17 protein-coding genes and 2 tRNA genes are annotated in these 21,997 nt (G+C 41.6%); 11 read left to right on the forward strand and 8 right to left on the reverse strand.

What is annotated here, in order from left to right:
* Positions 1 to 3: 3 nt before the first annotated feature.
* The 6 genes from pxpB (at position 4) to LU293_RS01745 (ending at position 7,561) form a co-directional block, all read left to right on the forward strand.
* Positions 4 to 705: a 5-oxoprolinase subunit PxpB gene (gene pxpB / locus LU293_RS01720; protein ID WP_242748208.1), complete on the forward strand. Its 702-nt coding sequence runs from the start codon at positions 4 to 6 to the stop codon at positions 703 to 705.
* A 179-nt stretch (positions 706 to 884) separates the two neighbouring features.
* Positions 885 to 1,820 carry a 5-oxoprolinase subunit C family protein gene (locus tag LU293_RS01725; RefSeq protein ID WP_242748209.1) on the forward strand — a complete coding sequence of 312 codons (936 nt, stop codon included), beginning with the start codon at positions 885 to 887 and terminating at the stop codon, positions 1,818 to 1,820.
* Positions 1,821 to 1,865: 45 nt separating this feature from the next.
* Positions 1,866 to 2,597 (forward strand): 5-oxoprolinase subunit PxpA, encoded by a 732-nt coding sequence (pxpA, locus tag LU293_RS01730; protein ID WP_242748210.1) that lies wholly within the window; start codon positions 1,866 to 1,868, stop codon positions 2,595 to 2,597.
* Between the two features lie 46 nt (positions 2,598 to 2,643).
* Complete coding sequence (locus tag LU293_RS01735; protein ID WP_242748211.1) at positions 2,644 to 3,828, forward strand: NRAMP family divalent metal transporter; 1,185 nt, start codon at positions 2,644 to 2,646, stop codon at positions 3,826 to 3,828.
* A gap of 1 nt (position 3,829) precedes the next feature.
* A complete protein-coding gene (locus tag LU293_RS01740; protein WP_242748212.1) occupies positions 3,830 to 4,243 on the forward strand; it encodes an acetyl-CoA carboxylase biotin carboxyl carrier protein in 414 nt (137 codons plus the stop codon).
* A gap of 369 nt (positions 4,244 to 4,612) precedes the next feature.
* Positions 4,613 to 7,561 (forward strand): M10 family metallopeptidase C-terminal domain-containing protein, encoded by a 2,949-nt coding sequence (locus LU293_RS01745; RefSeq protein ID WP_242748213.1) that lies wholly within the window; start codon positions 4,613 to 4,615, stop codon positions 7,559 to 7,561.
* A gap of 400 nt (positions 7,562 to 7,961) precedes the next feature.
* Here the strand turns inward: LU293_RS01745 and LU293_RS09790 are convergent, their stop codons facing one another.
* Positions 7,962 to 8,096, reverse strand: coding sequence for a hypothetical protein (locus LU293_RS09790; protein ID WP_256462116.1), 135 nt, complete (start codon positions 8,094 to 8,096; stop codon positions 7,962 to 7,964).
* A gap of 280 nt (positions 8,097 to 8,376) precedes the next feature.
* Between LU293_RS09790 and LU293_RS01750 the strand changes: the two genes are divergently transcribed.
* Complete coding sequence (locus LU293_RS01750; protein WP_242748214.1) at positions 8,377 to 8,865, forward strand: YajQ family cyclic di-GMP-binding protein; 489 nt, start codon at positions 8,377 to 8,379, stop codon at positions 8,863 to 8,865.
* Between the two features lie 139 nt (positions 8,866 to 9,004).
* Positions 9,005 to 9,080, forward strand: a tRNA-Glu gene (locus tag LU293_RS01755).
* A gap of 130 nt (positions 9,081 to 9,210) precedes the next feature.
* On the opposite strand, the gene queF is transcribed toward LU293_RS01755, so the two are convergent.
* The 4 genes from queF to LU293_RS01775 form a co-directional block, all read right to left on the reverse strand.
* Positions 9,211 to 10,083, reverse strand: coding sequence for an NADPH-dependent 7-cyano-7-deazaguanine reductase QueF (queF, locus tag LU293_RS01760; protein ID WP_242748215.1), 873 nt, complete (start codon positions 10,081 to 10,083; stop codon positions 9,211 to 9,213).
* A gap of 225 nt (positions 10,084 to 10,308) precedes the next feature.
* Complete coding sequence (locus tag LU293_RS01765) at positions 10,309 to 11,082, reverse strand: ABC transporter permease (protein ID WP_242748216.1); 774 nt, start codon at positions 11,080 to 11,082, stop codon at positions 10,309 to 10,311.
* A 125-nt stretch (positions 11,083 to 11,207) separates the two neighbouring features.
* Positions 11,208 to 12,155 (reverse strand): ABC transporter ATP-binding protein, encoded by a 948-nt coding sequence (locus LU293_RS01770; protein WP_242748217.1) that lies wholly within the window; start codon positions 12,153 to 12,155, stop codon positions 11,208 to 11,210.
* A gap of 221 nt (positions 12,156 to 12,376) precedes the next feature.
* Positions 12,377 to 12,958, reverse strand: a complete 582-nt coding sequence (locus LU293_RS01775; RefSeq protein ID WP_242748218.1) for a c-type cytochrome — start codon at positions 12,956 to 12,958, stop codon at positions 12,377 to 12,379.
* A gap of 238 nt (positions 12,959 to 13,196) precedes the next feature.
* On the opposite strand from LU293_RS01775, the gene LU293_RS01780 reads away from it, so the two are divergent.
* Positions 13,197 to 13,273 (forward strand) — tRNA-Arg (locus tag LU293_RS01780).
* Positions 13,274 to 13,308: 35 nt separating this feature from the next.
* Here the strand turns inward: LU293_RS01780 and guaB are convergent.
* Positions 13,309 to 14,781 (reverse strand): IMP dehydrogenase, encoded by a 1,473-nt coding sequence (gene guaB, locus LU293_RS01785; protein WP_242748219.1) that lies wholly within the window; start codon positions 14,779 to 14,781, stop codon positions 13,309 to 13,311.
* Between the two features lie 213 nt (positions 14,782 to 14,994).
* Here guaB and LU293_RS01790 point away from each other — a divergent pair, with 213 nt between their 5' ends.
* Complete coding sequence (locus LU293_RS01790) at positions 14,995 to 15,801, forward strand: DsbC family protein (RefSeq protein ID WP_242748220.1); 807 nt, start codon at positions 14,995 to 14,997, stop codon at positions 15,799 to 15,801.
* A 441-nt stretch (positions 15,802 to 16,242) separates the two neighbouring features.
* Entirely contained in the window at positions 16,243 to 17,547 is a 1,305-nt protein-coding gene (locus tag LU293_RS01795) for a homoserine dehydrogenase (protein ID WP_242748221.1), read from the forward strand.
* Positions 17,548 to 17,620: 73 nt separating this feature from the next.
* On the opposite strand, the gene cysS is transcribed toward LU293_RS01795, so the two are convergent.
* Together cysS and clpB are read right to left on the reverse strand one after the other, a co-directional pair.
* Positions 17,621 to 19,063 (reverse strand): cysteine--tRNA ligase, encoded by a 1,443-nt coding sequence (gene cysS, locus LU293_RS01800; RefSeq protein WP_242748222.1) that lies wholly within the window; start codon positions 19,061 to 19,063, stop codon positions 17,621 to 17,623.
* 176 nt (positions 19,064 to 19,239) lie between these two features.
* Complete coding sequence (clpB, locus tag LU293_RS01805) at positions 19,240 to 21,807, reverse strand: ATP-dependent chaperone ClpB (RefSeq protein ID WP_242748223.1); 2,568 nt, start codon at positions 21,805 to 21,807, stop codon at positions 19,240 to 19,242.
* Positions 21,808 to 21,997: the final 190 nt, after the last annotated feature.

The following is a 21,997-nucleotide window of genomic DNA, read 5'->3' on the forward strand; positions in this document are numbered from 1 at the left end:
CACATGGACATTCACACCCACTGGCAAGTATCATCAGAACGGACGCTTTCGCTATTCTTAGGCGACAAAATTAGCCTTCATCAACAAAAAATCTGCTGGGCTTTGTCATCTTATCTTGCCACGCCTGCCTGCCCTTTTGCTTTGGCAGATATTGTGGTGGGCATGAATACGTTAACGCTGTATTTAAAGACTGATGACGCAAGCATTCATACATTGATGGCAGATTTTGCGACAAAAAAAGCCCAATTAGACAAGATTACCCATGACTTTATTGTCAATTTTGATGATACCGACATCATCACAGGCAAACACATCAAAATCCCTGTTGTCTATGGTGGCGAGCATGGCGTGGATTTGGCAGACAGTGCCAAAAGACTTGGCATGAGTGTAGATGAGCTTGTGGCGTGCCACACCAGTCCTATTTATACGGTTTATTTTATTGGCTTTATTGCAGGATTTCCCTATCTTGGCGGACTGCCCAAAGAGCTGTATTTGCCACGCCACGCCAAACCTAGAACCCATGTACCAGCAGGCTCGGTGGGCATTGGTGGGGCTCAGACGGGCATTTATCCGTTTAGCTCGCCTGGTGGTTGGCAACTTTTGGGGCGGACGGATATGGCGTTATTTGATAAAACTCAAAATCCGCCCACACTACTAAACGCAGGCGACACCTTGCAATTTGTGGCGGTAGATATTTTAAAATAGTGTGTTGAACTTTTGTATTTATGATAAATCATGAGCCATGAGCCAAATTGTGGATTTTAGGAAAAACCACAAGCGAATTTGTTACTGTTTTTGATGGGGATTTTAAATATTGTGGTTAAAATCATTGTGGTTAAAAGTGTGATTAAAAGTATTGTGGTTAAAGTGGCATAAGGAATAATATGTTAAAAATCAATGAAATAACCGCCATTGCCAGTATTCAAGATTTGGGGCGTGTGGGCTTTTTAGGCTTGGGTATTGGCAGATGTGGGGCAATGGATAGCTTGTCGTTGCGACTTGGCAACGCCCTACTTGGCAATGATGATGGTGCCTGTGCTATTGAAATCACGCAGGGTAAGTTTGTGGCGACATTTGGCTGTGATGTGAGTTTTTGCTTGGTGGGGGCAACCGTCCAAGCCACACTTGACGACCAAAAAATTCATACAGGCTATCGCTACTTTGCCAAACATGGACAAACCCTAAATATCAAAGGCATGACAGCAGGTATGTACAGTTATTTGTGCGTACAAGGCGGATTTGATGTTGATGATGAATTGGGCTCAAAAAGCACCGATATAAAAATTCAACTCGGTGGGCTTGGGCGAATACTGATGGCAGGCGATGATTTACCTTATCATCAGGGCTTTGAATTAAGCTTGATGGGCGTGCCAGACCCCCATCATCTTGATCAATACCGCCATCAAGCCACCTTAATTCATGCCACAAAAAGTAGCGAATATGCACACATCGTCCAAGACCAAGATAATTTTAGCACCCAATCCTACACGCTCTCACCCAACTCCAATCGCATGGGCTATCGCTTAGATGGCATGCCACTTGTTTTTGATAAAATAGAGATGAACTCGCATGGCGTGGCGTGTGGCATGATACAAATCCCACCAGATGGCAAGCCGATTGTACTGATGGCAGATGCTCAAACCACAGGCGGTTATCCTAAGATAGGGGCGGTGATTGACGCAGATTTGGGACGACTTGCCCAAGTGCGATTTGGCGGACAAGTACAGTTTGAGTGGGTAGATCCAGCATTTGCTTGGGCAAAAATACGCCATCAAAACGCCCACATCAAACAAGTTGGCGACATCGCAAAACGCTTTTAACATTCAATTTAGTCTTTTAACATTCAATTTAATACAAGGTATGTGATGAATATTGATTTAAATGCAGACGTTGGTGAAGGCTTTGGTTTTGATCAAGACCTAATGGCAATCATCAGCTCTGCCAATATCTGTGCAGGTCTCCATGCAGGCAGTGTGGCAGATATGGTAAAAACGCTCGGCTTTGCCAAAACGCATGGCGTAAAAATTGGCATACACCCAAGCTACGATGACCGCCAAAACTTTGGACGCACCCCCCAAAATCTGCCAGATGAGCAAGTACGTGCGTTGTTGTTTTATCAAATGGGTGCGGTAAAATCGGTATGCCAAATGATGGGATTGTCTGCACGCTACGTCAAACCACATGGGGCGTTGTACAACCAAGCCAGCACAGACCCCAAACTTGCCCACACCATCGCCCAAGCCGTCTATGAGTTTGACCCAACACTGGCGTTGATGGGCTTGTCAGGCGGTGAGCTGATACAAGCTGGACAAAACATAGGGCTTGACACCATTTGTGAAGTTTTTGCTGACAGGCGTTACAATGCAGATGGCACACTGGTTGCTCGCACACAGCCAAATGCCTTGATTGACAATACAGACGAAGCCATCGCACAAGTGCTACGCATGGTAGAATACGGACAAGTAGTGGCGGTGGACGGCTCGGTGATCACGCTGGACGTGGACAGCATTTGTTTGCATGGCGATGGCAAGCACGCTTTGGTATTTGCCCACAAAATCAAAGACACACTACTCAATAAAGGCGTTCATATTGGTTGATTGTTAACCATGATTTTTTAATAATCTATAAGCTATAAGGAAATTTATGAAAAATATCACTACCAATCGCTCTGCCATCTTAGGAGCGGCATTTTTGATGGCAACATCAGCGGTAGGGCCAGGATTTTTGACCCAAACCGCCACTTTTACCGAAAAGCTTGGTGCAAGTTTTGGTTTTGTGATTTTGATGTCAATTATTATAGATATTGGCGTTCAGCTAAACGTTTGGCGAGTGATTTCTATTTCAAAAATGAAAGCCCAACAGCTTGCCAATCTTGTTTTGCCAGGCATGGGATATGTACTGGCAGCCTTAATCATCATGGGCGGACTTGCTTTTAATATCGGCAATATCGGCGGTGCAGGTCTTGGGGTGCAGTCGGTTTTTGGCATTAATCCTGTTATTGGGGCGATAATCTCTGGCGTGATTGCTGTGGGAATATTTTTAAGCAAAGAAGCAGGCTCGCTCGTGGATAAGTTTGCCCAAATGATGGGCTTTGTGCTGATTGCACTCATCATCTATGTGGTATTTAATACCAATCCACCTTTTGGTGAAGCGATTGCCCGTACGGTTAGCCCAGATAAGATTGATGCGATGGCAATTGTTACGCTTGTTGGTGGTACGGTGGGTGGTTACATCACTTTTTCTGGGGCTCACAGACTCATTGATGCTGGTATTACAGGACGAGAAAATCTACCTGCTGTATCCAAAAGCTCCATTCAAGGTATTTTGGCAGCATCTATTATCCGAGTGTTCTTATTTTTGGCGTGTCTTGGCGTGGTCACCGCAGGCGTACCAATGATGACGGATAACCCTGCTCTTACGCCGTTTGTGCATGGTCTTGGCGATGTGGGTAGAATCATCTTTGGGGTTGTGATTTGGGCAGCGTCCATCACTTCTGTTATTGGTTGTGCTTATACATCAGTCTCTTTTATGACCAATTTTCATGCAGGCATTGCCAAGCACAGTCGTTATTTTATCATCGGCTTTATTGCCATCTCCACATTGGTGTTTGCAACCATTGGTAAGCCTGCCCAAGTATTGGTGTTGGTGGGTACTTTAAACGGCTTGGTATTGCCTATTGCATTGGTTGTTATTTTGCTTGCTGCTTATCGCAAAAATATCATCGGGGATTATAAACACCCTGTATGGATGGCGGTGTTTGGTTGGCTTGTGGCAATAGCGATGTCAGTGCTTAGCATCATCACCATTTATAAATATTTGGCAGGATAATATGATAGACATCAAACAAATTGAACAAGTAGTTACCATGTTTAGCCAAAGCTCGCTTGGTGAAGTTATCATCACTGATGGCAACCAAAGTATCCGTGTGGTAAATACACCCAGCACTCTCTTACAGTCAACCGACACATTACAGTTAAGCGGTGGTACGCCACAACACTTGCCCCAAGAAACTAAGCCTAACAACACATCAACACATACCATCAGCTCGCCTGCGGTGGGGTGGTTTTATACCCAAGTCAAACAAGGCGATAAGGTCAATATCGGCGATGTCGTAGCAAACATCAAAGCCTTAGGGGTTCTCACTCCTGTGCTTTGTGACAAGGCAGGTGTTGTGCATGAAATTTTGCTCAAAGATGGCGACCAAGCTCAGTGGGGGCAGATGCTCATGCATTTATCCATTTAACGACCACCACAAAATAAATATCCACCATACACCAAAGCTGCCAAAACACGATTAATAGACGATGCTTGGCATCAATCATCGTAGGCTTTGTGGTTATATTCCATCAAGTCTTTTAATTACTTTTTGGTAGCTTTGGTGCTTTAGCTTAATGCTATGACTAAAGCGGAACACATCTACCCTAAGCACAAAGCCATCACATCACTTTATACCCATCAAACACCCAGACTTAGCGACAAAGCAAGAATTTTATAAAATTTACTCATGCCTATTTATTTTATCTATAAAGTTTGTTAGTATTTGTACGCCAAGTTTTGCTTGTGCGTTTTTATGTTGTTTTCTTGTTTACAAACCAACCAGTAAGGATACATTATGGTAGCCAAAATCATCATCACCAAGGACAATCTGGTTACGCCAGTTGAACTTACCCCACAAGCCACCACCATCATCAAAGCAGATGTCAACACCAATTACAGTATCAAAGACCCTACCAACATCGCCAAAAAAGTCAAAGTTCATCAATCAAACGATGATTTGTGGATTTTTGATGAAGATAATACCACCGATGTGCCAGATGTCATCATTGAAAATTATTATGACTACTACCCAAGTCAAGTATCAGCAGATTCCTTGATGGACGCAAGTTTTGGTGATGTGCCAATGGCAGAAATCAGTGCCACAGCTCAGCCTGTAACGGCAGACCTTACAAGCCAATCAGCAAGCCTGTCATCAAGTGCCGCTTACACCCCACTATGGAAAGTGCTATCAGCAGGTGGTCTGCTCGCAGGCGGTGCATTCGCTCTTAAAAAACACAATAATGCAGACGACAGCAAAGCAGAAGGTAATAAAGCTGATGGTCATATTGACATCACCAAAATCGGCGACAACTTTGGTATCAAAGCTGACAACGTAGGTCAAGCAGTGCGTATTGATGGCACGGCAACCTTTGTAGGCTATGAAGGCAGAAATGCCAAATTCGTGCGTACCGTGATACTACAAATCGGCGATAAAACCTACCAAGTGGGCGTGGATAACGGCAAGTTTCATTTGGATTTAAGTCTTGAAGATGCCAAAGCGTTAAATGGCAAACCCATCACGTATCAGTTTTTGGCAGAAAACTGGAGATTGGACGCAAACAATGAGCCAAAAAATCTGTCTGAAACCAACGACATCAAAATCAACCACATCAAACTAGACAACAGCACCGTCAGCTCATTTGTCCTAGATCATCAAGCAACCAAAGACGCAAGTGGCAACTATACACTCAATGCCCATCACACCACCGAAGTGGCAGGCGTGGTTGGCGGTAGTGCCAAACAAGGCGACACAGTTACCGTGCAAGTCGGTGATAAAAGCTACACCACCACCGTAGATGATCATCTACATTTTAGCGTGGCTGTAGATACCGACACACTTAGCACCCTAGCAGGCGATAAAGCCAAAATCACAGCAACCCTAACTACCACAGACAAAGCAGGTCAAGCCATCACAATCAGCGATGAGCAAGGCTATGCCAAACATGGCTTGGCACAGACGGACAATCCTTTTGTGTCTGGGCATGACATCAATACCGACCCAAGTGCTTATTTTGTCAAAGAATTGGGGCAAGCAAAACTGTACAATCCGTTCTTTAAACGCTTTACCCCAGAAACCTATCATGTGTATGACATTCCTGTAGGTGGCTATGAAGATGGACATACGCCGACCATCAAATACTATTTTGCCAAAGGTCTACAAGATTATCAAACCCTGCTAGATAATCCCCAAATCACCAAAGACAACCATCTTAAATTTAGCCCAAGCGGTGATAGAAAGCGTGCAGAAGCCTTCTTTAATTTAGAGACGACCGAAGAGATGCCTGAACACAGAAAGGCTAATTTGCGTAGTGCTTATAAGAAAATCGGTGAGTTTGTTAATGTAAATTTTGAAGAAACAGACGACATCACCAAAGCCAATACACACCTGTTTTATACCGACTTTAAGAATGGTTCTTTGGGTGTTGCTGCACACGGCAGTTATTTGTGGCTCAACAAAACGCCTAATTTGACAGGTAAGGAATATTTGGCAGAATATACCGCCTTGCATGAGATTACTCATACATTGGGTATGCACCACAGCCATGAGTCCATTCAATTTTCACAGTTGCCAAACAAGCCTGAGCATATCCATTATTATGAAGAAACGCCTGAATTTACTGACATGAGCTATCACTTATATGCCAATGAGTCAGGGTATTCTACATTTGGCAATCTAAGAATGTACGATTTGGCGGCATTGCATTATCAGCTGGGTGTCAATAAAAATGTGCGTGCAGGCAATGATGTCTATACATTTAAAGAATACGACCTGTACAGCTCTGATGCCAACCGCTATATTTGGGACGGTGGTGGTGTAGACACCTTTGACGCTTCGCTAGAAAAGCAAGGCGTGAATGTCAATCTCACCCCCGGTAGTTGGATTTATGTTGGCGATACTAAGCCATATAACTTTGCGGTGGCTGAGCAAACTCGCCATAACTATGAAGATTCTGGGCGTAAAAAGAGCCACTATGAAGGCGTATGGGTAGAGAACACCTATACAGACGGTCAAGCATTTATCGGCTATGGCACACAAATTGAAAATCTCATCGGTACTGCCTATAATGATAAGCTTACAGGCAACAATGCCGCCAACAACATCTATGGTGGTGATGGTGATGACCGCATTGATGGTGGTCTTGGCATTGACTACCTAGAAGGTGGTAAGGGCAATGATACCTATGTGGTGGATAATAAAGCCGATATTATCTTTGAGACCAAAGATGGTGGCACAGACACTGTGGAGACCAGCACTCACTATACACTCGGTGCAAACTTAGAGAACCTAAAAGCCATTGGTAAGACATCTGTACTCATCTATGGTAATGAGCTTGATAATACCATCACTGCCAATATAGCAGGTGATACCATCTTTGGTATGGCAGGTAATGATAGAATCATCGGTGGTGCAGGTATGGACTTGATGACAGGTGGCGATGGTAATGATGTATTTGTGTTTAATAGCAGACTTGGTGATAAGCCTGCCATTGATACCATCACCGACTTTATAGTAGGTCAAGATAAGCTTGAGCTGTCTGCCAGTGTATTCAAAGGTTTAGAGAAGTTCAAAGGCGATGCTGATAAGAGTACGCTATTAAGCGAAGGCTATTTGGTGTATAACAAAGACACAGGTATGCTGTCTTATGATGCAGACGGCAATGCAGAAGATAAGAGCAAGCCGATTGATTTTGCAAACATCGGTGCAGGACTAAACATTGACCCATCGTCTTTTGTGATTGTTTGATGAATTTGCCTTAGTTTAATTAGTCTACAAGCCCTGCACTGTGTGTGGGGTTTTTTATTTAGGGTTTGGGTTTGGGTGAAAAACTAAGTATAAACACCCTATTAGGACAATGACACAATCTTTTAAAACGCAAGATTGTTACCAATAAAAACACCGCTTTATTTGGGCGGTGTTTAACTATCATTTTTAATCCATTTTTATCATCTGATGATAGGCATCAATTTTGCTTTGTCTTAAGGATAATATCTCGGACTTCGTGAGCGGTCTTACTTAAATTGATGATGAATTTTGCTTCCCATTGCGTAAGTTTGGAGAAATCGTAGCCGAATGTGGTTTGCCCGAAGTGTTCAAGTTCGCCATATTTACTCTTTAATTCATTTAACACATCATCAAGTCTTAATTATGATAAATATTGTTTAGCTGTCAAAGCATAACTAACGATAACGACACTTTGACCTTGTTCAATATACCCTTTAAAAGCAGCAAATGTACCGCCTTGCGTTTGGGTGTCATCAATGATTATAAATTGTAACACATCGCCAAACGCCCTATCAAAGCCCTAGGGTGTATTACCCTAATCTTGTCAAGTGTTCTAGGCTTAAAGTTCTTATCCGATGCAGTGTTCGTGTCATTTTTGCCGTGTTTGATTATTTTTTTGATACTTGTTTAAGATAACGGTTTTGAAGGTTTTAAGACTTACCGCTGATTTTATGATAAAATAGCCAAATAGCAAGCTTAAACATTCAAAAATTTAGGCTTAACTTATTGTTTATTAAGACTAACCCTAAACTTATAGAGTAGCATAAGGAATAATCATGCCATCATTTGACGTCGTCTCAGAGCTAAACACCCAAGAAGTTCGCAATGCCATTGGTAACACCGATAAAGAAATCGCCACACGCTTTGATTTTAAAGGTTCAGACATTACAGTTGAGCTTAATGACAAAGCCAAAACCATCACCATCACAGCCGATAATGAGTTACAAGTTGATAACGTCTTTGCCATTTTAGAAAAACAGCTTATCAAGCGTGGTGTGGATTTGCAAACGCTAGACCCCCAAGATAAAGCCCAGTCAGGCAAACACAGCAAACAAATCATCAACCTAAAAGATGGGCTTGACTCAGATAACGCCAAAAAAATCTCTAAAGCCTTAAAAGAATCTGATCTAAAAGTATCAGCCAGCATACAAGGCGATAAAGTGCGTATCAGCGACAAAAAAAGAGATAATCTACAACAAGCAATGGCGTTTTTAAAAGAAAAATCTTTTGGCATACCACTTCAATTTAACAATTTTAAAGATTAAATAAGCAAAAGATTTAAAAAAATATTAAAAAACTCTTGACTGGGCTAAAATATTTGATATAATAGCCGCACTTTCGGAAATAACGGTGAAAGCGTCCGATAAGTTGGTAAAACGATATTAAATCAGTTTTACGTCCTGCGTCCCATTCGTCTAGAGGCCTAGGACACCGCCCTTTCACGGCGGTAACAGGGGTTCGAATCCCCTATGGGATGCCACTATTTTTAAGAACACCTTAAGTGATTGCTTAAGGTGTTTTTTAATTTCTAGTTTATTAATAGCCTATCTTAACGATTTATCATATTACCAAATACCGCATTTAGGCGATATTTGGTAGCTTTATCTAAATTACTGACGCACAAGTCTCCCTGTCTTTGTTAAATCACAGCCATATACTCGCACAGGATTAATATCAATACCGCCTCGACGAGTGTAGTTTGCGGCAACCTTAAGGGTTGTTGGCTTTAAGTAGGTCATAAAATCAGCAAATATCCGCTCTACGCACTGCTCATGAAAACCATTATGCTTGCGAAAAGATAAAATGTATTTTAAAATCTGCCCAAAATCTAAATCATATTCTGTGCTAATTTCAACTTGTACCGTCCCCCAGTCAGGCTGGTTGGTGACAGGGCAATTAGAGCGTAACAGATTGGAATAAAATTGATGGGTTTTTAATTCACTCTTTTTGTCATGTTGCATGACAGTTTTTAAAAAGCTATTATCAATATCATCACTTAAGGCAATCTCTTGATTTAGCTCATTTAAACACTCATCAATACAAATTCCCATCGGTTTGAAGATAGTTAGTTCATCAGAATCTAAATCAATGATTTGTGCTTCAATATCCACGCCCACGCAATTTGATAAATCTTGTTTAATGGTGTTTTGAACATCAGTAATATGATTAAATTTGGTAAAGTTGAGACTATTTAGATACAATTTTAAAGACTTGGATTCTACAATATTAGGCGAATCACTAGGGATAAAAAATCGTGCCATAGCCACTTGTGATACACCAATGGGGTTTAGCCAAGAGATTTCAAAGGCTTGCCAAGCGTCTAATCCATTAACTTTAGCTTTAAATTTATGATGATTAAAATCAAATCCTGTTTCTTTTAAAATCTCATCTCGCCCAATTTGCCGTGAGATGGGGTATAAAATAGCAGGATTATAAGTTTTAGGATAGGTAGTATTTTCGCCAAGCACGCCGTGAATGCTCATGCTGTCTCCTTAAAATTACAAACATGATCAGATATATAATAGATAACAGAAGTATCATGTTTAATAAAATTCATATTTATATCATCAATTGACATACGATTGATTTTTGCTTTTAAATTACCATGCTTATCAAGCAATGCTAAGGCATAAGTATCAAATTTTTCTTGGCAATCTTAATAAAAACTCACTTCAACATCGCATTAAAATACCAAAAAATATTTCATATTAAATTCTAATCCGCTTGCCGTCCTTTAAAAGCCCGTACGCCACGACATAAAAAATCACCGTAAACACACCAATGGCAGCAAGCGATGCCCACACATTAACATCAGAATATCCCAGCACCCCAAAACGAAAGGCATTCACCATGTAGACAATGGGATTTAGTAAAGATAAATTTTGCCAAAATGGCGATAGATTATCAAGCGAATAAAATACACCGCCCAAATAAGTCAAAGGGGTCAGCACAAAGCTTGGAATGATTGAAATATCATCAAAAGAACGCGCAAAAATCGCATTAATCATGCCAGCAAGCGAAAATAATGTCGCTGTCATAACCACAGTAAATACCGTCACAAAGGCATGAACCAAGCTTAAATCAGTAAAAAATAACGCCAAAGCCGTTACAATCGCACCGATTGCAAGCCCACGGAATAAGCCCCCTGCTACAAATCCAAGCACAATCGTATGCTTAGAAATCGGACTTACTAGCATCTCTTCGATATTGCCATGAAATTTAGTACCAAAAAACGATGATACGACATTAGAGTAGCTGTTGGTAATTACTGCCATCATAATAAGACCCGGCACGATGAACTGCATATAACTGACGCCGCCCATCATACCGACACGCTCCCCTATCATCTTACCAAAAATCACAAAATACAAGCTCATGGTAATGGCAGGTGGTAATAATGTCTGTGGCCAAATGCGTAAAATACGTTTTACTTCTTTATAGACAAGCGTCATAAACGCTATCCATTGTTTTTGTAGGGTCATATACAGCTCTTTTTATTTTTTATATCGTGTTAGACATTAGGGCATATTGGACTTAAATAACACTATTTATATAGCAAAAATGCTTTACTAGTCATAAAAGCTTTTTGTTAAAAGTGTCAATATGGCTATGAATTTGTCAGTTTTTCGGTTAAATTATTCTCAACAATACCTAAAAATAACTCTTCTAAGCGGTTCGCCTTATTTCGCATGCTAGCGACATTTACACCTATGGCGGTAAGCTGAGCAAAAACATCGTTCAAACTCTCGCCTTTTTTTAGGGTCACTTCTAAGGTTATATCATCTATTTTTGCCGTTTTTACCACATTATTTAGATGAATATCTTCATTTAGCGGGTTTGTTAAATCAAGGATAAAAGTTTCTACATCAAGACTTGCAAGCAAACTTTTCATATCGGTATTAATACGAATCTCGCCATGGTCAAGAATAGCGATATTTTTACACAGCTGTTCTGCTTCTTCAAGATAGTGCGTGGTTAAGATAATGGTCGTGCCTTCATTCACGTTAATTTGCTGCATAAAATCCCACATAGAGCGACGCAGCTCAATATCCACGCCAGCTGTTGGCTCATCTAAAATCAGTAGCCTTGGCTTATGCATTAAGGCACGAGCAATCATCAATCTGCGTTTCATACCGCCCGATAATGAACGTGCTTTCTCATGGCGTTTCTCCCACAGACCTAATGCCTTTAATAGATGTTCGGCTCGTGGTAAGGCGACTTTCTTGGTAATACCAAAATAACCCGCTTGCGTGATTAAAATATCAATAACTTGCTCAAACTGCATAAAATTAAACTCTTGGGGCACAACACCTAAGAATTCTTTTGCCTTACTAGGGCTTGATAATAAATCCACACCAAAAATCTCAACCGAACCAGCAGACGGTTGAAATAACGAGCTGATGATGCCAATGGTAGTGGATTTACCCGCACCATTCGCCCCTAATAAAGCAAAAAAACCGCCTTGTGGCACGGTTAAATCAATGCCTTTTAGAGCAGTAAAGCCGTTAGAGTAAGTTTTAGTTAAGTTTGTGAGTTTTAAGGCAGGTATGGTCATGTTGTTACTAGGTTTTTGATGATTGGTTGGTAATTAATGGGTGAGTTTTTGATAAATTAAAGTTAATTTTTTTAATCTGTGGATTTGATAAAACTGACCGTGATTTAAGGTGGGTGGTCTTTAAAATTAACGTGTTAATATGGCTTTATGACAAAAAGACCAACGAACCTAAGCTAAAGTTGCTTAAGTTGGTTGGTCATTAGACGATGTTATTGGCAATCTTAGCTTGATTGACCAACCATATAATCAACCGCATTCTTAACTTCATCGTCAGAAATGTCAGCACCGCCACGAGCAGGCATGGCATTAAAGCCATTGGTAGCGTGGTCATATAAAGTGGCCTTGCCTTTAGCAATACGAGGACCCCAGTCACCTGCATTACCAACTTTTGGAGCACCAATCAATCCAGAGTCATGACAAGTTGAACAGATGGCTTTATATAAACTTTCGCCATCACGTGCCTGACCTTCTACCGCAGGGGCTAGGACGGTGATGTTAATATCACACTCTTCACCCTCAAAGCATACCTTACCATGTGGAGCAATACGAGCCACTAGATTTGGGTAAAGTGCGATTAATTTTTTAACTTGCTCGCTGTCTTCAGGGATTGGTTCTGATGGTGCAACAGGAGCGGCTGGCTCTGCTGATGCATCCGCTTGTGCGTCAGCGGCGGCTGCATCTGCTTGTACTTCAGGAGTAGCGGCAGCGTCTGCTTGCGTCTCAGTTTGAGCGTAAGTTGTGATGGTAGAAAACGCCAACAACGTGGCAATGGATAATGCTGTAAATCTCTTCATTGTCATCATCTCGTCTTAGCCTTGAGCAGTGCTCTGGGTAACTTGAATTTAAAATCGCATAACGATTACAAATTCAAAACGTAAATTTATCCCTAATATTATAAGGGAAAAGCAGGATAAAATGCCATAGTTTTTTACAATCTGGCAAAAATAGCTTAAAAGTTATTAAAAATTAGATAAATAACACTCAAACCACACTTACTGTATGGCAATTTTAACAAAGTTTTGGTATAATCTTTACCAATTTGTGCTTGTAGCTCAGTTGGATAGAGTGTTGGCCTCCGAAGCCAAAGGTCGTGGGTTCGATTCCCGCCAAGCACACCACACAAAAACCGCCCACGATGTGGGCGGTTTATTTTTTAGTTTTGACGATAGTTTGGGGCTTCTTTGGTAATCTGAACATCATGCACGTGTGATTCTTTCATACCTGCTGATGTTACTTTTACGAAAGTTGGCTTGGTACGCATCTCACCAATGGTTGCACAGCCTGTATAGCCCATAGACGACTTTAAGCCACCTGCTAGCTGATTGATAATACCTGCCACAGGTCCTTTATAAGGGACACGACCTTCAATACCCTCTGGCACAAGTTTTTCAACACCGTCTTTAGCATCTTGGAAGTAACGATCAGATGAGCCATTTTGCCCACTCATCGCACCTAGCGAACCCATGCCACGATAAGCTTTGTAATAACGCCCTTGGAACAGCTCTACTTCACCAGGCGCTTCTTCTGTACCTGCCAAAAGACTGCCTACCATGATACAGCTTGCCCCTGCTGCGATTGCTTTTGCCATATCACCACTAAAACGGATACCGCCATCAGCAATCAATGGAATGCGATCTTTTAGGGCGGTTGCCACACTGTCAATGGCAGAAATCTGAGGTACACCAATCCCTGCGATAATACGGGTTGTACAGATTGATCCTGGACCAATACCTACTTTAACAGCATTTGCTCCTGCGTCTGCTAATGCTAAGGCTGCATCGCCTGTTGCGATATTACCGCCAATCACTTGTGTATTTGGGTAATTTTTCTTAATCCATGCCACACGATCAATAACGCCCTTAGAATGCCCATGAGCAGTATCTACAATAATCACATCTACATTGGCATCAATTAACGCCTCTACACGAGCTTCGGTATCAGCACCTGTGCCAACCGCCGCACCCACACGCAAGCGACCTTTTTGGTCTTTACAAGCATTTGGGTTATTTTCAGCTTTGGTAAAATCATTCACCGTAATCAAGCCTTTTAGGCGAAACTCATCATCAATGACCACAACCTTTTCAATACGGTGTTCATGCAGTAGTGCCTTGATTTGCTTTTGGGGCGTGCCTTCTCTTACGGTAACCAGCTTTTCTTTTGGCGTCATTACTTGACTGACTTTCTTATCAAGATTAGTCTCAAAACGCACATCACGATGGGTTACAATACCCACCACCTTATCTGTGCCAGCCTCCACAACAGGAACACCGCTAATCTTATGCACACGAGTTAAGTTCAGCAGATCGCCAACAGTTACATCAGGGTGCACAGTCACAGGATCTGCAACCGTACCTGCCTCGAACTTTTTCACATGGCGAACTCGGCTTGCTTGATGTTCGATATCCATATTTTTATGAATAATACCCAATCCTCCAAGCTGTGCCATGGCGATTGCCATCTTAGATTCGGTTACAGTATCCATTGCCGCTGAGATGATGGGTAGGTTTAGATTAATATCGGTGGTCAGTCTGGTAACAAGGCTAGTCTGCTTAGGCAAAACTTCAGAATAGGCTGGAAGTAGCAGAACATCATCGAAGGTCAATGCGTCATAGTCAATGCGTAGCATAGGTTATTTTCCTTGGGGTGGGCAGCCTGTGATTAAAAAGCGACATTACGCAATCAGGCTTGTAAAATAACGCTGTATTGTATCAAAAATTACGGCTTAAAATCAATGAATTTATCAAAATTATTATCCAAACTACTTACTTGCCTAATAAAAACTGGTAAATAATCATAAACTTTGGCATAATACGCAAAAAATTATCATTGGTCAATTTAAATGAAAAAACTAACCTTAGCAACTCTTGCTGTTACTTGCTCACTACTAGTCGCCTGTAATAACGCTTCATCAACCGATACCGCATCTAAGCCAGCTAAGACTCAGACGACCTCTGCTAACATCGCCAAAAATACCACAGATAAACAGCTTAGCGACGTTGCCAAAGCCTTGCAAGATAATTTGGATAAATCAGGCATTGACATTACAGTAACCTCTGCTGTAGCGACCGCCATGCCTGGCATGTACTGGGTTAGCTTTGAAGGTGCACCTGCTATGTTCACTGACGTAAATGGCGAACACTTAATCCAAGGTCAAATCGTCAAGCTTGGTGATGGTGCACCAATTGACATTACATCAAGCATTCAAGCAGACATCGCCAAAGATAAGCTGTCAAACGTTGATAAAAAAGACATGATTATCTACCCTGCTGTAGGCGACACTAAGGCTGCTATCTATGTCTTTTCTGATCCAACTTGTCATTACTGCCAAAAGCTTCACAGTGAAATCAAGCAAATCACTGCTGGCGGCATTGAAGTTCGTTACTTGGCGTGGCCAAGAGGCGAACAGACGATACCACTAACAGAAGCGATTTGGTGTAGTGCTGATCGCCACAACGCCCTAACTCGTGCCAAAAAAGGCGAAAACATTACCGCCCCAACGTGTGATAATCCTGTTCATTCACAGATTAATCTTGGGCATTCACTCGGGGTAAATGGCACGCCTGCAATATTTGCCGAAAGTGGTGTGCAGATTGGTGGATATTTGCCAGCAGACCGCTTAATCCAAGCAGCAATTGACAATAAATAATTGTGGTTTAACAACCAGATTATATCTTACAAGCATATCTAATTTAAAATGCGGCTAAATTAAGATAAATCATTAACAAAATAAGACAAATTGCTTGATATAAAATACTATCAAGCAATTTAATGAAATTTTGTAAGATTTAGCCATGTTTAGACCGTTAAAATATAGTTGGTTTAGATTACAGTTAGTTTAGATTAAGGATACGCTTTAACAATTTGGCTTTATTCTAAATCTGCCTATAACGACCAATCAACCCCATAGAGCTAACATAAACGACAATTTAACTTTATTTTTTTTAATCCCAATACAAGTTGATATTGATAAATGTTAATAAATTTAAATACGCAAAAAATTATGCAAAAGCACTAGCAAGTTTGCTGAAGTTATGCTAAGTTAATCATCTTAAAAATATCCCATCTATCAAAAAGTTGAGAATCTCTTGTGAATAAATCCATCAATCTTGCAGTGCTAGGACTTGGCACAGTTGGGACGGGTGTTATCCATTTATTAAAAGACAACGCCAAAGAATTGGCTCGCCGAAGCGGTCATAACATCGCCATCACTCATGTCGGCACTCGTCGCCAACGTGATGATATCGACCCCACCATCAAACAAAGTGCTGATCTTATGGCGATCGCCGCAGCTCAAGATGTTGATATCGTCATTGAGGTTATCGGAGGCACTACCGTTGCTAAAGATGTTATTCTGCATGCTATCCGCCATAAAAAACATGTAGTTACCGCCAATAAAGCCCTACTTGCCAAGTATGGCAATGAAATCTTCACTTTAGCTGAAGAATGCGGTGTCCAGGTGCGTTATGAGGCGGCGGTAGCAGGTGGCATTCCTATCATCAAGGTTATTCGTGAAGCTCTAGCCGCCAATAAAATTGACTGGCTTGCAGGCATTATTAACGGCACAGGCAACTTCATCATGAGTGAAATGCAGCAAAAAAGCCGTAAATTTGACGATGTACTTGCCGAAGCTCAGGCTTTAGGTTATGCTGAAGCTGATCCGACATTTGACGTAGAAGGCATCGATGCTGCTCATAAGCTATCACTACTTGCGTCCATCGCCTTTGGTATTCCCATTCAATTTGATAAAGTGTACTGTGAAGGCATTACCAAAGTCAGTCTGCAAGATGTCGTATACGCCAAAGAATTAGGCTATAACATTAAACACTTAGGTTTTGCTTTTCGTCGAGACAATGGGTTTGAACTGCGTGTTCACCCAACGCTTATCCCCGATAACACCCTACTTGCCAACGTTCACGGTGTAAAAAATGCCGTCATGGTAGATGCCCACCCACTAGGTCAGTCACTGTATTATGGTGATGGAGCAGGTGCAGGGGCGACCGCTTCTGCGGTGATGGCGGACGTGATGGATCTTATCTACGTCATCACAGCTGCCACACCAAGCGATGTACCGCATTTGGCATTCGTTCCAGAAGAGCTGTCTGATGCTCGCATCTTATCAAGTGATGAAATGACTTCTGGCTATTATCTGCGTTTGACCGTTAAAGATGAGCTTGGCGTGCTATCTAATGTCACTCGTATTCTTAGTGATAACGGTATTAACATTGATGCCATCTTACAAAGAGATGCCCATAAATCAGGGCTTGTGCCTGTCATTATCCTAACTTTACCTGTCATCGAAAAGAAAATGAGTACTGCCATCGCACAAATTGAAGCACTCAATGCTGTGACAGAGCCTGTGGTGCGTATCCGTCTAGAAAGCTTAGATGAATAAAAGTAAATCAATGGCACATCATCTCATTAAAAATCCGCCTTCATTTGGCGGACTTTTAATGGCCTAAACCAATCTACACCCGTCGCCACGTCGTGCCTTGGCGAGTATCTTCTAACTCCACGCCTTGCGATTTTAAGTCTTCACGAATCTTATCTGCCAAAGTAAAATTCTTATTTATTTTGGCTTGTTTACGTTCTTCAATTTTGGATAAAATTTCATTCTTTGACAGACCTTGCTCTTCACCAATGATGGCTTGTAAAAACTCATTGGGATTACTTTGAGCGATATTTAACGGCTCGGCTAGGGTTTTTAGCAGTTTGGCAAACTGTTTAGCTTGTTCATAATCGCCATTTTTTACGGCTTTATTAATCTCACTTGCCGCGCCAAACAGCACGCTGGTTGCTTTGGCGGTATTAAAATCATCATTCATCGCATTTGTGAATGTTTGTCCAAACTCACTTGCCCAAAACTGTGTTTTTTCATCATTATTAATTAAAATGTCATTTTTATCAAATGGTTTTAGGGCGTGATAAAGTCTTGATAAAGCGGTATGGCTTTCTTTTAATGCCGTATCCGAAAAGTTAATCGGACTGCGATAATGGCTTGATAAGATAAAAAAGCGAATGGTCTCGGCATGAAAATCTTTTAGTACATCACGAATGGTAAAAAAGTTGTTCAACGATTTACTCATCTTTTCACCATCTACATTAACAAAACCAACGTGCAGCCAGTTGTTGGCATAAGTTTTACCTGTCGCTCCTTCAGATTGAGCAATCTCGTTTTCATGGTGGGGAAATTGCAAATCATGCCCACCGCCATGAATATCAAAGGTCTCTCCCAAGCAACAAGTACTCATAGCAGAACATTCAATATGCCAACCGGGGCGACCCACGCCCCAAGGCGATTGCCATTTCGTTTCAGATGGCTCGTCTGCTTTAGCGGACTTCCACAGCACAAAATCAAAAGGATTTTTCTTATCGGTGGCTACATTGGTACGCTCGCTTGCCCCTGCTTGCATCTCATTAAGTTTGCGTTTGGATAATTTACCGTAGTCAGCAAAATTATCCACCGCATAGTACACATCACCTGTTGCCCCTTGATAGGCAAAGTTTTTACTTTCAAGCGTTTTAATTAATCCTTGCATTTTATCAATAAAATCGGTCGCTTTTGGCTCAAGTGCAGGTCGCAGACAGCCCAAATTATCGGCATCTTCGTGCATAAATTTGATAAAACGGTCAGTCAAAGCAAAGATACTCTCGCCATTTTCATTGGCACGAGCAATGATTTTATCATCAATGTCGGTGATGTTTCGTACATAATTGACATCAAAACCTAAGTGTATAAGCCAGCGATAAATCACATCAAAGCTTACCATCACCCGAGCGTGTCCGATGTGGCAGTAGTCATAAACCGTCATGCCACAGACATACATACCGACTTTGCCTGCATGAATGGGTGTAAATTTTTGTTTTTGGGCACTTAGGGTGTTATAAAGGTGTAGGTTGTTCGTTGTCATGGCTTATTCTCAAATAAATAATCTGCCATATTACCAAAATTTTTACACTTTATAAAGACAATCATTAAAGAACACAAAAAGCATTGCAATTTGTCTTTTTGCCTTGATAATAAAAAACAGACCGACTTTTATCGATCTGTTTTTATCATATCGCACAGGTACATCAAAAGCTATGCTTATTTATCAAAGGTAAGCTTGCCATCAAAGGCACCCACATGAATCGTATCTCCTGCCACGAATTCACCTGATAACAGCTTGATTGATAATGGATTTTCAATCTCTTGCTGGATAGCACGTTTAAGCGGTCTTGCTCCAAACACAGGATCATAACCAACCTCAACTAACTGCTTCATCGCATCATCTGACAAGACCAAGCTAATTTCTCTTTCTGCTAGACGCTTACGCAATCGGTCAAGCTGAATGCTTGCAATACCTGCCATCTGAGCTTCTCCTAGCGGGTGGAATACCACGATTTCATCAATACGGTTGATAAACTCAGGACGAAAATGGCTGTTTACCGAATCCATCACCGCTGACTTAATCTCTTCATAGTCGCCACCTGCCATTTCTTGGATTTTATGGCTGCCCAAATTAGACGTCATGATAATCACGGTGTTTTTAAAATCTACCACACGCCCTTGGGAGTCGGTTAAACGCCCATCATCTAAGACTTGAAGTAAGATGTTAAACACATCAGGATGAGCCTTCTCAACTTCATCAAACAGCACTACGCTGTAAGGCTTGCGGCGTACCGCTTCGGTCAAAAGTCCACCCTCTTCATAGCCGACATAACCTGGGGGTGCACCCACTAAACGGCTGACGCTGTGTTTTTCCATAAACTCACTCATGTCAATGCGAACCATGGCATTTTCATCATCAAACAAAAAGTTTGCCAACGCCTTAGTAAGCTCAGTTTTACCCACACCTGTCGGTCCTAAAAATAAGAACGAACCGCTCGGCTTATTCGGATCAGACAGACCAGAACGGGTACGACGCACAACGTTAGCGACCGCCTCTACCGCTTCAGCTTGACCGATGACACGTTCGTGTAGCTTATCTTCCATCTGAAGTAGCTTTTCACGTTCACCTGCCATCATCTTAGAAACAGGAATACCTGTGGCGGCTGAGACGACTTCTGCAATCTCATTTTCGGTCACTTTATTGCGTAAAAGTTTCGTTGTCTGCTCACCTCGCTCTGCTAAGTCAGACTCTTTTAGGCGTTTTTCAAGCGTTGGGATAGTCTCATATTGCAGACGACTCATAGACTCATAATCACCCTCACGGCTCGCCTTTTCATAAGCAATACGGGCTTTATCGAGTTCATCTTTTAACTGCTGACTGCCTTTAACCATCGCTTTTTCTGCCTGCCAAATATCATTAAGATCGGCATACTCTTTTTCAAGCTCTGCAATTTGTTCATCTAGCAACTCAAGTTGAGCTTTTGCACCTGCATCTTCTTCACTTTTTAGGGTCTCACGTTGCATTTTTAGCCCTATCAGGCGACTGTCAAGCTTACCTAACGCTTCAGGCTTACTTTCAAGCTCCATTTTTAGGCGGCTTGCTGCTTCATCTACTAAATCAATTGCCTTATCTGGTAAATTGCGGTCAGTGATGTAGCGGTTACTCATGCGAGCAGCAGCGATGATGGCACTGTCTTGGATATCTACGCCATGATGAAGCTCATAACGCTCTTTAAGTCCACGCAAAATAGCAATCGTGTCTTCCACGCTCGGCTCATCAACAAGCACTTTTTGAAAACGTCGCTCAAGTGCGGCGTCTTTTTCGATATATTGACGATATTCGTCAAGCGTTGTCGCTCCCACACAATGTAGCTCTCCACGAGCTAAGGCAGGTTTTAGCATATTACCTGCATCCATCGCCCCATCAGACTTGCCTGCACCAACCATCGTATGAATTTCATCAATAAATAAGATGATTTGACCATCAGATTTTGCCAAGTCATTTAATACGGCTTTAAGACGCTCTTCAAACTCGCCACGGTATTTTGCCCCTGCAATCAGTGCACCCATGTCAAGCGATAACACACGCTTATTACGCAGACCTTCTGGCACATCACCATTGACAATTTTTTGAGCCAAGCCCTCAACCACGGCAGTCTTACCGACACCTGGTTCGCCGATTAGTACAGGGTTGTTTTTCGTACGTCTTGATAAAACCTGAATAGTGCGGCGGATTTCTTCATCACGACCGATCACAGGATCAAGCTTACCACTTTCAGCACGAGCGGTGAGATCTGTGGTGTATTTTTTTAATGCTTCACGTTTATCTTCGCTGTTTTGTTCGTTCACGCTATCCCCTCCACGAATAAATTCAATTACTTGGCGTAATTTTGGCTCATTTACGCCTACTTTACTAAGTATTTTGGCAGTTTCTCCAATCTCAGCAAGTGCCACAATCACCCAATCAGTCGCTAAAAATTGATCGCCTGCTTTTTGGGCGTGGCGTTCGGCAAGGTTTAGTACCTTAACAGCGTTTTGACCAATATTCACATCACCTGTTGGTGTGCCAATCACCGCTTGGTTTTCTAGCGTTTTTTGAACATCTAACTTTAACGCATGGATATTTGCCCCAGCTTGCTCATAAATATTTAAGACGCTCTCATCTTTTAATAACACACTCAAAAGATGAATCGGCTCAATGGCGGTATGATCTTTACCGAGTGCCAAACTTTGAGCTTCTTGGACGACAGCTTGTAAATTTGTTGTAAATTTATCAAAATTCATATAATTTCCTCTTTTTAATAGTTATCACATTTGTGGTTGATTAGATAAGCTGGCTTGCGTTTTTAACTTGTTATTAAAGTTAAACTTATTAAAGTTAAACATAAGCGAACTAAAATCGTTACTTATTCAATAAACGCACAATGTGTGTCAGATGCTAAATATATGCTTGACAAATTCAAATTTTTCAATA

Origin of the sequence: Moraxella nasovis (genome assembly GCF_022701215.1) — a bacterium.
Classification (GTDB): domain Bacteria; phylum Pseudomonadota; class Gammaproteobacteria; order Pseudomonadales; family Moraxellaceae; genus Moraxella; species Moraxella nasovis.

Excerpts from the sequence above, each read along its gene's own strand:
- pxpB (WP_242748208.1), top strand. The coding sequence starts at position 4 with ATGGACATTCACACCCACTGGCAAGTATCATCAGAACGGACGCTTTCG.
- LU293_RS01750 (WP_242748214.1), top strand. The coding sequence starts at position 8,377 with ATGCCATCATTTGACGTCGTCTCAGAGCTAAACACCCAAGAAGTTCGC.
- LU293_RS01790 (WP_242748220.1), top strand. The coding sequence starts at position 14,995 with ATGAAAAAACTAACCTTAGCAACTCTTGCTGTTACTTGCTCACTACTA.
- LU293_RS01775 (WP_242748218.1), bottom strand. The coding sequence starts at position 12,958 with ATGATGACAATGAAGAGATTTACAGCATTATCCATTGCCACGTTGTTG.
- LU293_RS01740 (WP_242748212.1), top strand. The coding sequence starts at position 3,830 with ATGATAGACATCAAACAAATTGAACAAGTAGTTACCATGTTTAGCCAA.
- pxpA (WP_242748210.1), top strand. The coding sequence starts at position 1,866 with ATGAATATTGATTTAAATGCAGACGTTGGTGAAGGCTTTGGTTTTGAT.
- clpB (WP_242748223.1), bottom strand. The coding sequence starts at position 21,807 with ATGAATTTTGATAAATTTACAACAAATTTACAAGCTGTCGTCCAAGAA.
- LU293_RS01745 (WP_242748213.1), top strand. The coding sequence starts at position 4,613 with ATGGTAGCCAAAATCATCATCACCAAGGACAATCTGGTTACGCCAGTT.
- LU293_RS01725 (WP_242748209.1), top strand. The coding sequence starts at position 885 with ATGTTAAAAATCAATGAAATAACCGCCATTGCCAGTATTCAAGATTTG.
- LU293_RS01735 (WP_242748211.1), top strand. The coding sequence starts at position 2,644 with ATGAAAAATATCACTACCAATCGCTCTGCCATCTTAGGAGCGGCATTT.
- guaB (WP_242748219.1), bottom strand. The coding sequence starts at position 14,781 with ATGCTACGCATTGACTATGACGCATTGACCTTCGATGATGTTCTGCTA.
- cysS (WP_242748222.1), bottom strand. The coding sequence starts at position 19,063 with ATGACAACGAACAACCTACACCTTTATAACACCCTAAGTGCCCAAAAA.
- LU293_RS01770 (WP_242748217.1), bottom strand. The coding sequence starts at position 12,155 with ATGACCATACCTGCCTTAAAACTCACAAACTTAACTAAAACTTACTCT.
- LU293_RS01765 (WP_242748216.1), bottom strand. The coding sequence starts at position 11,082 with ATGACCCTACAAAAACAATGGATAGCGTTTATGACGCTTGTCTATAAA.
- queF (WP_242748215.1), bottom strand. The coding sequence starts at position 10,083 with ATGAGCATTCACGGCGTGCTTGGCGAAAATACTACCTATCCTAAAACT.